General features: G+C 30.4%; 12 protein-coding genes. 11 read left to right on the forward strand and 1 reads right to left on the reverse strand.

Features of this window, described 5'->3' with window-relative positions:
* Window positions 1-102 precede the first annotated feature (102 nt).
* Both ASC41_RS11060 and ASC41_RS11065 read left to right on the forward strand, forming a co-directional pair.
* Window positions 103-2166, forward strand: a complete 2064-nt coding sequence (locus tag ASC41_RS11060) for a M1 family metallopeptidase (protein ID WP_055436712.1) — start codon at window positions 103-105, stop codon at window positions 2164-2166.
* Window positions 2167-2221: 55 nt separating this feature from the next.
* Window positions 2222-3157, forward strand: coding sequence for a patatin-like phospholipase family protein (locus tag ASC41_RS11065; protein ID WP_055436713.1), 936 nt, complete (start codon window positions 2222-2224; stop codon window positions 3155-3157).
* Window positions 3158-3218: 61 nt separating this feature from the next.
* Here the strand turns inward: ASC41_RS11065 and ASC41_RS11070 are convergent, their stop codons facing one another.
* On the reverse strand, window positions 3219-3737 hold the full coding sequence (locus ASC41_RS11070) for a DUF7935 family protein (protein WP_055436714.1): 519 nt from the start codon (window positions 3735-3737) through the stop codon (window positions 3219-3221).
* A gap of 281 nt (window positions 3738-4018) precedes the next feature.
* Here ASC41_RS11070 and ASC41_RS11075 point away from each other — a divergent pair, with 281 nt between their 5' ends.
* From ASC41_RS11075 to ASC41_RS11115, 9 genes are all read left to right on the forward strand, one after another.
* Window positions 4019-4615 carry a hypothetical protein gene (locus ASC41_RS11075; protein ID WP_055436715.1) on the forward strand — a complete coding sequence of 199 codons (597 nt, stop codon included), beginning with the start codon at window positions 4019-4021 and terminating at the stop codon, window positions 4613-4615.
* 33 nt (window positions 4616-4648) lie between these two features.
* Complete coding sequence (locus tag ASC41_RS11080) at window positions 4649-6418, forward strand: hypothetical protein (RefSeq protein WP_055436716.1); 1770 nt, start codon at window positions 4649-4651, stop codon at window positions 6416-6418.
* A 70-nt stretch (window positions 6419-6488) separates the two neighbouring features.
* Window positions 6489-7169: a hypothetical protein gene (locus tag ASC41_RS11085; protein ID WP_055436717.1), complete on the forward strand. Its 681-nt coding sequence runs from the start codon at window positions 6489-6491 to the stop codon at window positions 7167-7169.
* Window positions 7170-7204: 35 nt separating this feature from the next.
* On the forward strand, window positions 7205-7894 hold the full coding sequence (locus ASC41_RS11090) for a hypothetical protein (RefSeq protein WP_152971463.1): 690 nt from the start codon (window positions 7205-7207) through the stop codon (window positions 7892-7894).
* A gap of 136 nt (window positions 7895-8030) precedes the next feature.
* Entirely contained in the window at window positions 8031-9455 is a 1425-nt protein-coding gene (locus ASC41_RS11095; protein ID WP_055436719.1) for an LVIVD repeat-containing protein, read from the forward strand.
* Between the two features lie 97 nt (window positions 9456-9552).
* Window positions 9553-9792 (forward strand): hypothetical protein, encoded by a 240-nt coding sequence (locus tag ASC41_RS11100; protein WP_152971464.1) that lies wholly within the window; start codon window positions 9553-9555, stop codon window positions 9790-9792.
* A 122-nt stretch (window positions 9793-9914) separates the two neighbouring features.
* Window positions 9915-12764, forward strand: a complete 2850-nt coding sequence (locus ASC41_RS11105) for a sensor histidine kinase (protein ID WP_152971465.1) — start codon at window positions 9915-9917, stop codon at window positions 12762-12764.
* 3 nt (window positions 12765-12767) lie between these two features.
* Window positions 12768-13505, forward strand: a complete 738-nt coding sequence (locus ASC41_RS11110) for a LytR/AlgR family response regulator transcription factor (protein ID WP_055436722.1) — start codon at window positions 12768-12770, stop codon at window positions 13503-13505.
* A 137-nt stretch (window positions 13506-13642) separates the two neighbouring features.
* Window positions 13643-15400 carry a carboxypeptidase-like regulatory domain-containing protein gene (locus ASC41_RS11115; RefSeq protein WP_055436723.1) on the forward strand — a complete coding sequence of 586 codons (1758 nt, stop codon included), beginning with the start codon at window positions 13643-13645 and terminating at the stop codon, window positions 15398-15400.
* Window positions 15401-15555: the final 155 nt, after the last annotated feature.

Consider the following 15555-nt stretch of genomic DNA (forward strand, 5'->3'; position numbering starts at 1 on the left):
AAAAATAAGAATCTATTAAAATTTAGGTTTTTATTGTGTTTTTGTATTTCCATAAGATTCTTAAAAAATTGTATTTTGCTCTAAACTTGTTAAAATTCACTTATGAAATACTTACTTTTTATTTTAATCTCTCTAATGGGCTTTTCCGCGGAAGCGCAACAAACTGAATATGTTGATTTTATTTCGGTTAAAGCAGATATTGGTTTTGACAATAATAAAAAGGAGGTTAAAGGTTCTTCAATTTATAGTTTTAAGGTTTTAAAAGATATTGATTCAGTATATATTGATGTTCGAAATAATATTCATCATTATGAAATTCATGATAGTAACTTGCACGCGAGTAATGATTATCAGGATAATAAAATAGTTTTCAAAAAGCATAAGTATAATTTCAAAAAAGATTCGATATATTCTTTTAGAATGATTTATTTCGCTCAGCCTAAAAAAGCACTATACTTCGTTGAGAAAGATGGTTCAAATCAGATTTGGACACAAGGTCAAGGAAAATATACTAGTAATTGGTTACCAAGTATAGATGATACTAATGATAAAATAGAATTCGATTTGTCTATTACTTATGAGAATGGTTACGAAGTTTTGGCTAACGGAAAACTAACAGATAAACAAATTAACGAATCAACCACCACATGGCATTACGATATGCAAAAACCAATGGCAAGTTATCTTGTAGCATTAGCGATTGGTAAATACAATAAAAAGGAGATTGTTTCTAAAAGCGGAATACCATTAGAATTGTATTACTATCCTGAAGATTCTGCAAGAGTAGAGCCAACGTATCGTTACACAAAGCAAATGTTCGATTTCTTAGAAGAAGAAATAGGTGTGGCTTATCCATGGCAAAACTACAAGCAAGTTCCAGTTAAAGACTTTTTATATTCTGGAATGGAGAATACAAGTCTTACTATTTTTAGCGACGATTTTATGATTGATGAAACTTCGTTTGTAGATAAAAACTACGTAAACGTAAACGCACATGAATTGGCGCACCAGTGGTTTGGCGATTTTGTAACAGCAACAGAAAGCAAGCACCATTGGTTGCAAGAAGGTTTTGCAACATATTATGCTTTATTGGCCGAACGTGCTGTTTTTGGAGATGATTATTACTACAATACGCTTTACGAATATGCAAAGGAGTTAATTAATCAAGAAGTAGCAGAAGAGGCAACAGCTTTACTGGACCCGAAAGCAAGTAGTACGACCTTTTATAAAAAAGGCGCTTGGGCTTTACATGTTTTAAAGGAGAAAGTAGGAGAGAAGGCGTTTAAAGAGGCAGTTAAGGTTTATTTGAATAAGTATGCTTTTAAAAATGTAGAGACTCATGATTTTTTAGCTGAAGTTGAAAAAGTGTCTGGACAAAATTTAAGCAGTTTTGAAAACGAATGGTTATTATCTGAAAAATTGCCAATAGCAAAAATGAGAACCACTCTAAAACAGAATGAAAGTATTGCTTTTTTAGAAACTATAGACGATGCCGATTATTTAACCTACAGAACAGATGAGAATGGATACATTGCTTCTAGCTTGGTTACAGAGCTACCAAAAGGATTTTATACAGAAAGACAAGCGGTTTTAAAAGAAGCGATAAAGAAACCAGATTATCCAACGTATAAAGATTTAATACAAGAAGCTTTTAATTCTAATGAAATAAAAACAAGACAATTATTGGCAAGGTACATTCCAGATGGTTTTAAAGCGGAAAGCGAATCGTTGTTAAAAGACGCATCGTACACTACAATAGAAATTGCGTTGATGAATTTATGGTCTAAGTTTCCTAGCGATAGAGCTAATTATTTAAATGCTACAGATGGTGTTATTGGTTTTAACAATAAAAACGTGAGGTCTTTATGGTTAACCTTGGCGTTATTAACACCAGAATATAATGCGGGATTAAACAGGAACTATATTAATGAATTAAGCGATTATACAAATGCTAAGTATAGTGTTGAAACACGACAAAATGCATTTTCTTATATTAATAATTTACAAGTTTTTAATACTGAAACATTTTTAAATTTAATAGATGCAACAAAGCATCATAATTGGAGATTTAAGAGTTTTGCAAAAGATTTATTAAAAACATTATCCGAAGACGAAAAATATAAAGAGATTATCGCTAATTTGCAGGAAGAACTTAAAAAGCAATAAATTATCTAGTATTATTGTTGATCAAGCCTACTAACCAATAAAAAATAAGTATTAATTGAGAGCATTAGTAATTTCAGGAGGAGGAAGTAAAGGTGCATTTGCAGGAGGTGTAGCACAATATTTAATTGAGCAAGAAGGTCGTGAGTACGACATGTATTTAGGAACATCAACAGGAAGTTTGCTTGTACCACATTTGGCTTCAAACGATATTGGTAAGTTGTACGATGTGTTTACGCACGTTAATCAGCATTCTATTTTTAGTATAAACCCGTTTGTAGTAAAAAAGAAAAAAGGTAGAGAATATGTGTCTATAAACTACTTTAATACGATGCTTCAGTTTATAAAAAAGAAACGCACATTTGGTGAAAGTAAATCTTTAAGAAAGCTTATTAAGAAGAATTTTACTATAGAAGAGTTTAATAAAATTAGAGATACAAAAGAAGATGTTGTTGTAACGGTTGCTAATCTTTCTAAAAACAGAACTGAATATAAATCTATTAACGATTTTGATTATGAAGAGTTTTGCGATTGGATTTGGATCTCTTGTAACTATATACCATTTATGTCTTTAGTTAAAAAGAATGGCTTTGAGTATGCCGATGGAGGTTTAGGTTGTGTTGTGCCTATTCGAGAAGCGATAAACAGAGGCGCTACAGAAATTGATGCTATTATTCTTGAAAGTGAAAATTTAGAATACAATAAAGTACTTGGTAAAAATCCGTTTTCTTTAATGATAAACCTTTTTGGTCATTTACTTGATCAGGTTGAAAGAGGAGATATAACCATAGGTAAACTAGCAGCAAGACATAAAAATGTAAAGCTTAACTTGTATTATACACCAACAAAACTAACAGAAAATTCACTTATTTTTAATAAAGGATTAATGGAGAAATGGTGGATGGAAGGTTATTTATATGCACAAGAAAAGCATGGTGATAGTGATCCTATAGATTCTACAGTGCCAATAAGTAGAGATTTAGAAGACATTTAAAAAGAAAAAGCCATATCGATTAGATATGGCTTTTTATTTTTATTGAGTGTTAACTTTAGTTTTACCATAGCTCGCTAACTTCTTGTTTTATGTAAGATAATCCTGCGCTACTTGGTGGTGTTTTATCTATCATATCTGTTAAAATAACTTCTCTTAGTTTATTTGCAGAATCTACTTTATCGCTTAATGCAGCTTTTCTTATTAGTTGTACCGTAGCACTTTTAGAAGCATTAATAATACTCCAACAATTATCTGTAACATAAATTTGTTGAGACAAGTTGTGTTCTAATTCTTGTTCTATATTTTTAATAAGAAGCGCTTCGTAATCATCTTTGTTACTAGAAAGAGGTGTAACTCTAATTAATAACTTGTTAGGAGAAATACGTTCTAAAAATATAGATAGTCTTTCGTAAGCTTGCAAACGTTGCGGTAAAGCTTCTTTTTGAAGCTGTTTGTGCATTATAAACTTACGTCTATTATCTTCATTTTCTATATGTTCTCTAAAAAACAAAAAAGCTATAGCTCCAACAATTAAAGACGGTATAGCATACATTAATAAGTTTAATAATTGATCTCCCATTTATATTCGGTTTTAAATATTGAACAAACTTAATATGTTTTTAAGTATTGTACAAGAAAACCGTTCATGGAATGAAAGCTCTTTTTTATAGAATGAAAACAACGTGTTGTAAAATAGCAATATTTTATTGTCGGTTTTATTGTTATTTTTAAAATGCTATTAATCTGAATACTGAATCGGTTTTATTTACGTGAGTGACTATTACCGATTCTTTTTTCTTAAATAAGGGTAACAAAATGGTTGCTGTCTTTATATAAGTTGTAAATACTAAAACTTAAATCATGAAAATTTCACTTAAAACACTTTTAATACTATTGGTTTTTATAATATCTAGCTGCAGTAGCGACGATAATTTAAATACACCTGTAAATAGTTGTAACGAAGGTTATGTAATTACAGAAGTAGCAGATACTTTTTCTAGTGCAAACGGTTACACAGGTATAATTGATGGAAAACCATTAGAAGTACACCATTATGCTATAAGAATACTTGCCGATGGCAATATATGCAGTGTAGGTTATCAAAATCCTATAGGCTACTCGGGTAATTATACTATTAAAATGACGAATAATAATAACGGATTTATTTACGAAGATGATTTTTCGTTTTCTCAGTCTCAGTTAGAATTTCATAATATCTCTCAAACATTAAGTGTACAAGCAGGAGATTATATTAGCGTATGGAGAACAATTGCTCCAGGTTATACTAATATAAATCAAGCAGAAGGTAAAATTATAGAGAAAACAGATAACACTTCTTTTTTATATCCAATAACAGGTGTTAATGTAAAATTTGAAGCCTCAAGTTTTGAAGGTGGAGGAACAGCAGAATATGATACCGCTATTCCTTATATCGCTTTAGGATTTGAAACTAATTAATAAAAAAACAATAATCTTCTAAAATTATAAATAATGAAAAATTTTTTAAAACCAATATTGCTATTTTTATTAGCCCTTACCATTTATAGTTGTAATAAAAATGAATCGATAGACGGCGAAGGTACTTCGGGAGGAACAAATCAAGAATTTGAATTTGGAAGTCAAGTGCAACGTGATTTTATGGGTTCTATAAAAGACGAATCTAACGTTGCAATTAGTAACGCTTTAGTAAGCATAGGTACAAAAACGGCAACAACAGATGCAAAAGGTGTTTTTATTATAAAAAATGCTACAGTACAAGAGCGCTTTGCCTGTATAGAAGTAAATAAAATAGGCTATTTAAAAGGATTAAAAACGGTAGCGCCTACACAAGATGTTAGTCAGGTAGATTTAGTATTGTTAACAGAAAACATACAGCCACTACCATTAAACAGTCAAATACAATTAATTAATGGAACAAAAGTAACCTTTAATGGCGGTTTTGAAGATGCTTCCGGTAATGCTTATAACGGAGTCGTTAATTACTCGATGAACCATATAGATCCTGCTAGTCCAACTATTGCTAACGAAATGCCAGGAATGCTTTTAGGAAAAACAACTGCAGATGATTTCGAAATGTTACAAACCTATGGTATGTTGCATGTTAGTTTAACAGATGCAAGTGGTAATCCTCTTCAAATAGCAGCTGGAAGCACTGCTGAAATTAGAATGCCAATTCCAAGTGTATTGTCTGGCGCTGCACCTGTTACTATTCCGTTATGGAGTTTTGATGAAGCTGTTGGTTATTGGGTAGAAGATGGATTTGCAACCAAAACAGGTAGTGAATATGTTGGTACTGTATCTCATTTCTCTTGGTGGAATTGCGATATAAATTTTCCAACAGAAGTACTTTGTTTAACTGTTGAGGACGCTAACGGAAATCCATTAGCTAATGTAAATGTAGACTTATCTTTTCCTGGTAATCCTTTTCCTGGAACAGGTGTATCTAATGCGTTAGGAGAAATATGTGGTGTAGTACCAACTAATCAAACGATAACATATACTGCTTACGACGATTGTGGAAATACCTTGTCAACAAACACTATTGGTCCTTTTACTAATGCTACAACTTGGATAAACGAAACGATTACGATACCCAATAGTCCAGCATTACAAACTATTACTGGAAACTTTTTAGACTGTAATGGTAGTCCTGTAATAGATGGTTATGTAGAGTTAAGTTATGGTGGATATCAAACTATTCAATACATAGAAAATGGTGTTTTTGAGATAAGTACATTAATATGTAATGGAAGCACAAGCGGTTTTGTAGAAGGTTTAGATTATAATAATTCACAATCTACAGGAGTGATTCCTTTTATCTTTTCTCAACCAGTATCCAATATAGGAACTATTATTTCTTGTAATTCTATAGACGAATATATTACCTATCAAGTAGATAATGGACCAGCTGTTACAACGCAACAGATTATGATTAGTGCTTATAATAGTGGTAATGGTAGTGGTATAACCGGATTTCAGGTGCTTGCTGATAGTGAAACATCATTTGACGAAGTTAATTTTGAAATAGACACAATAGTAGTTGGCTCTTATAGTCTAACAGATCCAAGTGCACCTTTATTAGTTATCTCAGAAATTGATTTAAATACAAATACTACAACCACACAGAATTTTGAATTTATAATTACAAATTTTGGAAATCCAACGGAATATATTGATGTTACCTTTTCTGGAGATTTTACAGATGTTAATGGAGTAACAAGATCTATTACAGGAACAATTCATGTAAGAAGAGATACATAATAACTATAAACTTAGGGTAACATTTTTAGAGTCTTATTGATATAAAGATGAACACTTAAATAATTTAATTATGAAAACATTAAAAACACTTAAAGCATTATTAATCTTAGTAACAATAACGCTAGTTGGTTGTGATAATAATGACGACCAACAAACAATTCCTGTAACACCAACAGACGGTTTTACAATTAACAATAGTTTTAAAGGAACAGAGAACGCATACATTACCATTGATCAAGCAGATATTGATGGCGGAGGTTTTCCAGATTATTATAATTTTTTCTTTACAGATGGTAGAATGACTGATTCTTTTGGAGATGTAGGTATTGGGTATGCTTATGGATACTCAGACAATACAACCAATTTAGTAAAGTTAAAAGTAATAGCAGGTGCTTCTAATCCAAGTTTAACAGCAGGACTAATTAGCTCTGGAAATAGTTATATCGCTTCTAGTGTATTAACAAACGGATTTAATGCAGGTTATTCAACCGATTCATTATTGGGTTATAACGTGCAACCAGATCCTACTTTTGGAACAGAAAACGGACTAGATTTTTGTCATATTCAAGAAGCTAATGGTACTTGGTATTACGTTGGAACATCTGGACCCATTGTACATATTAATGCTATCAATATAGATTATTCAACACCCTCAAATAGCACTATTGATATCGATTATACTTTTTTAGATACAAATGGCACAACGATTACAGGTCACTATGAAGGAACTTTAGGATTGATATTAGATTAACATTACAACATTATTCAACTTAAAAATATTTAATTATGAAAATTATAAAATCACTTTTACTACTACTCGCAGTAACAATGTTTAGTTGCGATAGTAATGATGACGAAGTAACGCCAGATTCAGTAGATCCATCTACAACTCTCGATGGTTTTACGCACCATGAAAACAATACAACTCCTGTTTTTTATCCAACATCTAATGCTTATATAGAAATTGATGAAGATAATGATGATGCTTATCCATTAGCTCCAGATTATTATGGGTTCTTCTTTTTAAACGGAAGATTATTAGATAACGATACAGATATAAACGGAACGAGTGATGAGGTGTTGCTTTCTGTAAATACAACACAATTTGTTGTACTTAGCATAGATGTTGCTGTAAACCCAAGTTTACAAACAGGTATTCCACCAACAGCTGGTATTACATATATCGCTTCAAGTAACGATTCTAATGTTGTTACAGATTTGCAGGTAGATTCTTCAAGTCCGCAAACGTTTGTAAATATAGATGGTACAAATGTAGAATTTGGCGAAGGCAATGAAACTAATAGTACTATTTACAGTCCAGCAACACTTGGACATTCAGTTACAATTAATGCTATAAACATAGATAATGTAAACCCAACCAACAGTACAATCGATGTAGACTATACGTTTGTAAATACTTCTGGTGAATTAATTTCAGGACATTACGAAGGAACATTAGGTGTTTTTGAAGACTAAAAGCAAGTCTAAATGTTTCCATAATTATACGTTTTTTATAAATGTTTTAATAGCAGAAATTCGTAATAATAGTAACAAAGATTATGATGAAACAGTAGATGAATAAATTTAAATAAACGACTTAAAAATTTTTAAAATGAAAAATAAAATAACACTACTACTAATAATAGGTTTAATATTTGTTGGTTGTAATTCGGACGATGCAGAAGAGGTGCAATACAATCCTTGTGATACTAATGCTCAAGGCTATACTATATCTACTTATAATGAAAATTATATAATAGATGACCAAGCGTTAACAGTGCATTATGTAACAGGTCACCCTCAAGGTAATTATTTCCATATTTTTAATAATAATGGTCCAACTGTTACCAATTTTTACACTTTTGCAGTAAATAGTGGAGACACTTCTACTTTAGAACAAAATTGGAACACAACAGGAGGTAGCTTTTTGTCAATAGATAATGATCCTTTTTATGGGACTTCACAATATCCAATGAACTTAACAACTGTACAAGGAGGATCTCAAATAGGTGATAGAATATTATTAGAGTTTTCTGGTACGGGAGAAGGCCTTGTAGAAGGACAATACTGTGTAGATATAGACGAGGTTATAACAGCGTCAGATTATGTTTACATTACAGATGGTTCAGATTTTAAAATTGTTAATGTATTTGATCCTTACTTACCTTATGTTGAGTATTCGGCAACAGCAAACACAGCGTACTTTGTTGAGGTAATAGATAATATTGCGTATTTAGGCTATTTTGATGCCATTGAACCATTTTTAAACAGTTACGATGTAACAAATACAGGTAGTGTTAGTCTAAATCAATCTATTGCAAAAAGTGGACAGTTTGGAAGGCTTTCAGATATTGATAAAATTGGAGATTATTTATATGTTTCAGATGAATATAGAGGTATTCACCATATAAATTTATCTACTCAAGCAGTAACTTCTTTTGAGAATCATGACGTTATGAGCTTATCGTTAATTAATAATAGAATGACTGCTTTAGGTATTTGGGCCGGATTATACGGTTTTGATGTTATAGACCCAAGTTCTCCAGTTAATTCTAATTATCTTATGTTAGATTTTCCTACAGATATAGATATAGCATCATATCCAAACGCAAACGCAAGTTTTCATAGTTGGATAAGAAATAACGGTACTCAACATTTTGTAGCAAACATTGAAGATGCAAAACTTAAAAAAATAGAAGAAGGGACTTCTGGTTATTCAGCGGTATCTGAAGTGGATATTTCAGGATATGCAACCGCTTTTAAAGTGGATAGTAATTATGGTTTTATAACTACAAAACCAAGTAGTTCTGCGCCTTTACAAAGTAGTTTTGATGGTGTTACTATGGTAGATTTAAGTAATATGGTGGTGGTAGATTCTCAAGCATTAAGTAATGCAAGTGGTGTTACTGTTAAGTCTAATATAGCTTATGTAACAGATGAAGATGGATTGCACATTTACGATGTAAGCCAAGGAAGTTTAAATCTTATAAATACGTATTCACCAGGGTTTGGTAATTACATCTCTATTAATAACTAATAAAAGTAGTGTAAGTTAAATAAATATGAAGATAAAATATATTTTTCTGCTTTTGAGTTTGCTTGTTTTTAATTGTAAAAATGAAAGTAAGACTACAGTGTTAGAAAATAAAACACAAACGGAAAAAGCAAGTGAATTAAGCGAAGCTGAGAAAACAGAAATTGTAAAATATTATTTAATTAACGGAAGGAATTTAGACGAAAAAAATTTCTATAAAATCATTTTTCTTAATGATATAGCAGATGGTGTAAAGGTTATTCATTATGAAGGTAGAGACGCCTTTTTTGGTTTTCCTTTTCGTGATGCTTTAAAATTTTATAACGATAATAAGAAGTAGGAGCATGGAGTAATTTTAAAACCTAAGGTTAATAATCATTAGCCTTAGGTTTTAGTTATAAAGTGTATGTATTAACTGCAACAATAAAACCATTACTTTTGTTTTAAACTAAACAACTACAATTGAATACTATAAAACGCCATATCACTTTACTCTTCATCTTGATATGGCATTTTTCGTTTGCGCAACAGTTTACCAACTATACTACAAAAGAAGGTTTGCCAAGTAAACACGTATACAAAATGACTCAAGATGTTAAGGGTTTTATTTGGATTGCTACAGACAAAGGTTTGGTAAAGTACAATGGTACCGACTTTAAAAAGTTTACAACAAAAGATGGTTTAGCTAATAACGACGTTTGGGAAATATACCCAACACCAGATGGTAAAGTGTGGTACCTCTCTAAAACATCTAAACTTGGATATATTGAAAATGATAGTGTACATGCTTTCGAAAGTGAAGAAAAAGGAGAGATATTTAATCCCATTTTATCAAGCCAAATTGGGAATGAAATTTTTCTAACAAGTACAAATAAAACCCATGTTTTAAAAGATGGAAAATGGAGATTGTTACAACAAAGTAGACTTGGGAGTTTAGATGCTGTAAGGTATTTAAAGCATCCTAATGTTTCATATTTTAAAACAACTACATTCTTAGATTCGCTTATAATTCAAGATAAGAACAATAAAACTGTTAAAAAATATGATTTTAATACTGTCTTAAAAAAAAATAATTATAGAGGTCAAATTACAGATAGTCTTTTTTATTGGGTAAACGATAAGCAGTATAATATTATCAATTTAAATACTTTAGAATTATATAAAAGAACATTTAAAGATGAAATTGGAATTGAAAAATCTAAACATGTAAGATTAAATTTAATTAATAATCAAATACAAGTTTCAGGAGAAGGGTTTGTAGGTGTTTTAGACAAAGAACTACACATCAAGCAAACATATTATATACCTGGTAATTTAAAAGCTCATTTTGGTTTTATCGATAAAACAGGATCTATTTGGATATCTACTTTTACAAATGGTATTTACCAATTACCAATAGAGAAGCAAAATGTAAATTATTGTTTAGTAGATAAAAGTGTTACTAATATAAACAACGTGAACAATAAGATTATTGCTAATGTTTTTAGTAAAGGCTTTTATGAATACGATATTTTAAAAGGTGAATTTGTTCCATATATAAATGAAGAAAGTTATATCTATAATGCAACTTTTATTAAGGAGTTAGATACAGAGTATTATATTTCTAAAAGAAATTTAAAAGCAGTTAGAAACAATATAATTACAGAGATTAAAGTAGATTCAGGATTATATAACGTTAACGATAAAGCAAGGGAGTTAGCATTCTATAATGACTATTTATACGGCGTTTATTCCGTAGGTATAAATAAAATTAATCCAAACAGTTTTAATGTTGAGGCAAGCTATGCGCAAAGTGGAATAAACCATTTGTTTACTTTTAATAATATGCTATTGGTAGCAACATCTAATGGTTTAAAGTTTTTTAAGGATGGTAAATTTGAATCTGTTAATTTTACTAACCAAGAGTTTAATAAATCTATTTTAAAAATCAATAAAATTTCAAATAAAGAAGTTTTGTTAAACACCGATGGATTTGGAGCATTTATTTCAGACTTAAAAACGATTAAACAATTACCAGATTCAGAGTTTTTAATTGTAAATAATTCTTTTTTAGAAAATGAAATTATTTGGTTGGCTACAGAGTCGGGAGTGTTAAAATACGAGAAGGTAGAAAATAATTATAGTTTAAAACAAGTAATCACTAAAAACGATGGATTACCTTCAAATAGTGTAAGTGGTATTATTGTTAAAGGAGAAGAGCTTATAGTAAGTACAAATAACGGAATCGCTATTTTGCCTAAAAATCAAGAAAACAAATCGCAATTATTAGATATTTATTTTGAAAATGTTAGGTATAATAATAAGCCAGTAGTAGCATCATGTGGAGCAGTTTTAGATTATGTAAAAAATAATAGTATGAATGTTTCAATCTCAAGTTTAGATTTTTCAGAAAACAATACTAATTTTTTATATAATTACAGATTAGAGCCTATTCAAAAAGAATGGATTTATTCTAATGTAAAAACTATAAACTTTAACGATCTTCAACCTGGCGAATATGAATTAGAAATCCAGTCTAATGCTATTACCAAAAGCTTAAACTTCACCATTGAACCTTTGTGGTGGCAAATATTTTGGTTTAAAATAGCATCTGTTTTATTAGCGGTGATAATAATTGTTTATATGTCTTGGGAGTTAATTAGGCGTTTACAATTTAAGAAGAATAAAAAAATAGTTGAAGAGAAACGTTTCAGTGAGCTACAACTCCGTGCGTTGCGCTCACAAATGAATCCGCATTTTGTGTTTAACTCTTTAGCGGCTATTCAATATTACATTAACAATAATCAAATGGAAGCATCAGAAGCTTATTTGGTTAAGTTTTCGAAACTAATTAGACAGTTTTTTGAGTGGTCTAAAGAAAAAGAGATTAGCTTAGAAAAGGAGGTAGAACTATTAACTAACTATCTTGATATCGAGAAATTACGCTTTAAAGATAAGTTTCAATATGTTATTAATTTAGATGAAAAACTAAAAAATAAAACAACTAAGCTACCAACCATGCTTTTGCAACCAATTGTAGAAAATGCAATAAATCATGGTATCTTTAATAAAATGGACAATGGTAATGTTACCATTAATTTTATTGCTTTAACTGAAAAACAATTTAAAGTTGAGGTTATGGATGATGGTGTAGGTTTTATAAATACAAAGAAAAGAGGAAAAAGAAAGGTAAAGTCTTCTAACGTTTTGGCAGATAGACTCAAGTATTTAAATCAATCGAGACATTGGGAAATATTTTATTCCGAAAAGGAATTGCATCCTAGTTTAAATGATAAAGGAAACATATCGACATTTATTATTACGCAACTTTAATTTATGAGCACACTAACAGCAATATTAATAGACGATGAAATCTCTAACCTAAAAGGATTAGAGCAAAAACTAGGAAAGCTGTTCCCGAGTATTGCAATAAAAAATACGTTTCAACAACCTGAAGAAGCTATTAAAGTATTACAAAAGAAGCAACCAGATTTAGTGTTTTTGGATATTGAAATGCCTAGAATTAATGGTTTCGATTTATTGGCGCAATTAGAAATAGTAGATTTTCAAGTAATATTTATTACTGCTTATAGCGAATATGCAATAGAAGCATTTAAACAAAATGCAGTAGATTATGTTTTAAAACCTATAGATGATGAGGAGTTAGTAACCGCTGTTAATAAAGCATTACACATTATAAAAACAAAAAGTGAGTTGGAAAGTAGCCATAAACTTGTAAACCTTTTAACTAGCACAATCTCAAGTAATAAAATTATTGTTCCTACTCAAAAAGGGATGTCTTTTATACCTCAAGAAGAAGTATTGCATTTAGAAGGTTATGAAGGATATACTAAAATTCACTTAATCGATGGTAAAACAATAATGAGTTCTTATAACTTAGGTAAGTTTGAGAAACTACTAAATGCTACTTTTTTTAAATGCCATAAATCACACGTTGTTAACTTAGAGAAAGTACGTCATTTTGAAAATGAAGGCTATCTTGTTTTAGAGGATAATCAACGTGTACCAATATCTAGAGCAAATAAAAAAGCGTTTTTAGAGCAATTTAGTTAGTCTGTTAAATCCTTTGTTTTAATCAACCAAGCTATTCATCAAATGAAACTAATTGTTAAAAAATAGGGTAACAAAAAAGGAATAGTTTTTATATAAGTTTGAATAATCAAATCAATAAAATTTTAAATTAACAAATTATGAAAAATAAAATAACAACTTCAAAAGTTTTATTAGCAGTAATGCTAATGTTTGGTATTATGTTTACTTCTTGCGAGAAAAATGAAGGAGTAGATGAGCCAATAATAAACAATGAAGAAGATACCGAATCTGTTTTAGATTTTGGAGCAACTATCCAAAGAGATTTTATGGGTAGAATTGTTGATGCATCCTCATCACCTTTAGACAATGTAAACATTACAATTGGTAACAAAACCGCTATTACAGATGCTAATGGTGTTTTTATAATTAGTAATGCTTCTGTTAAAGAAAAACAAGCATTTATAACAGCAGAAAAACCAGGCTTTTTTAAAGGAATGCGATCTGTAGTACCAACACAAGGTGCTAATAGTATACGTATTATGCTTATTGCCGAAAATTTAGCAGGTACTGTAGCTTCAGGAATACCTAGTGATGTTACTTTAAGTAATGGAGCTAAAGTAAGTTTTGATGGTAATTTTAAAGACGATAACGGCAATGCTTATACAGGTAATGTAGATGTGTACATGTATCACTTAGAGACATCTAATCCAGCAATAGACGATGTTATGCCTGGAAACTTACTAGCGCAAAATGCTAATGAAGAGGAACGTGTACTAGTGTCTTTAGGAATGTTAAATGTAGAGTTGAGAGGCGACTCTGGACAAGAATTAAATATTGCAGATGGAAGCGTAGCACAAATAGAATTACCAATAAATCCAGCACAAAGTAGTGTTGCACCTTCAACAATACCATTATGGCATTTTGATGAGGTTGCTGGACACTGGATAGAAGATGGTCAAGCAACTTTAGTTGGTAATAAGTATATTGGTGATGTACCACACTTTTCTTGGTGGAACTGGGATGCACCATTTCCTGCAATTGTATTATGTGTAAATGTAAAAGACGCTTCTAATATCGCTTTATCGAATGTTAAAATAGAACTTGTAGAAAACAATTTTAATAGTGGTAGATTCGATTATACTAATGGTAGCGGTCAAATATGCGGTTATGTGCCATTAAATGAAACGTTAACCTTAAATGCTTATGATTCATGCGGAACCTTAATACATTCAACTAACATAGGTCCATTTTCTGTAGATACAGATTACGATGTAGTATTATCATCTATTACTGCAGCTGTAATTTCTGGTAACCTTGTTAATTGTACAAATACAAATGTAACTAATGGTTATGCATCAATAATTTATGGAAACGAATTCGCTTCAGCTCCAGTAACAAACGGAAGTTTTTCATTTGGTACTATTCCATGTGCATCATTAACTGGTTTTAGTTTAGAAGGTGTGGATTATGATACATTTCAAACAACTACAGTTATACCTTATAACATTGCGAACTCTAATATTGGTAATATAATTGCTTGTAATACAGTAACAGAGTTTATTACAATACAAGTAGATAATGAACCAATACAATATTTTTTAAGTAATATAATTGCAAATTCATTTAATGTAAATTCAAATAGTATTAGTGCTGATAATGATAATGGAGATACTGTTTTAATTGGTGGTACGACTACAGCATTAGGAACCTATCCGTTTTCAGGTACTCCATATATTGGGATAGAACTTAACAATTTAAACATACCTTCTTCTTCAACAACTATACAGACTACTATTACCAACTTTGGAACTGCAGGCCAGTATATGGATATGACTATGTCTGGAACTTATGTGGATTTTGTTAGCGGAAACACAAGGACTTTGTTAGTATCTGTTCATGTAATAAGAGATAACTAATAAGTACAAATTTTAAAAAAATAAAAAGCCATTTCTTAAACAGAAATGGCTTTTTATTTATAATAACAAAAACCAATTAATTTAATTTTTAAAAATAGGGTAACAAAAACACAATTGTTTTTATATAAGGTTGAATAATTAAATATTAATCTTTT

The organism is Lacinutrix algicola (genome assembly GCF_001418085.1).
GTDB classification, from domain to species: Bacteria; Bacteroidota; Bacteroidia; order Flavobacteriales; family Flavobacteriaceae; genus Lacinutrix; species Lacinutrix algicola.

Coding starts and splice junctions, on each gene's coding strand:
- ASC41_RS11060 (WP_055436712.1), top strand. CDS start 103: ATGAAATACTTACTTTTTATTTTAATCTCTCTAATGGGCTTTTCCGCG.
- ASC41_RS11070 (WP_055436714.1), bottom strand. CDS start 3,737: ATGGGAGATCAATTATTAAACTTATTAATGTATGCTATACCGTCTTTA.
- ASC41_RS11075 (WP_055436715.1), top strand. CDS start 4,019: ATGAAAATTTCACTTAAAACACTTTTAATACTATTGGTTTTTATAATA.
- ASC41_RS11080 (WP_055436716.1), top strand. CDS start 4,649: ATGAAAAATTTTTTAAAACCAATATTGCTATTTTTATTAGCCCTTACC.
- ASC41_RS11085 (WP_055436717.1), top strand. CDS start 6,489: ATGAAAACATTAAAAACACTTAAAGCATTATTAATCTTAGTAACAATA.
- ASC41_RS11090 (WP_152971463.1), top strand. CDS start 7,205: ATGAAAATTATAAAATCACTTTTACTACTACTCGCAGTAACAATGTTT.
- ASC41_RS11095 (WP_055436719.1), top strand. CDS start 8,031: ATGAAAAATAAAATAACACTACTACTAATAATAGGTTTAATATTTGTT.
- ASC41_RS11110 (WP_055436722.1), top strand. CDS start 12,768: ATGAGCACACTAACAGCAATATTAATAGACGATGAAATCTCTAACCTA.
- ASC41_RS11115 (WP_055436723.1), top strand. CDS start 13,643: ATGAAAAATAAAATAACAACTTCAAAAGTTTTATTAGCAGTAATGCTA.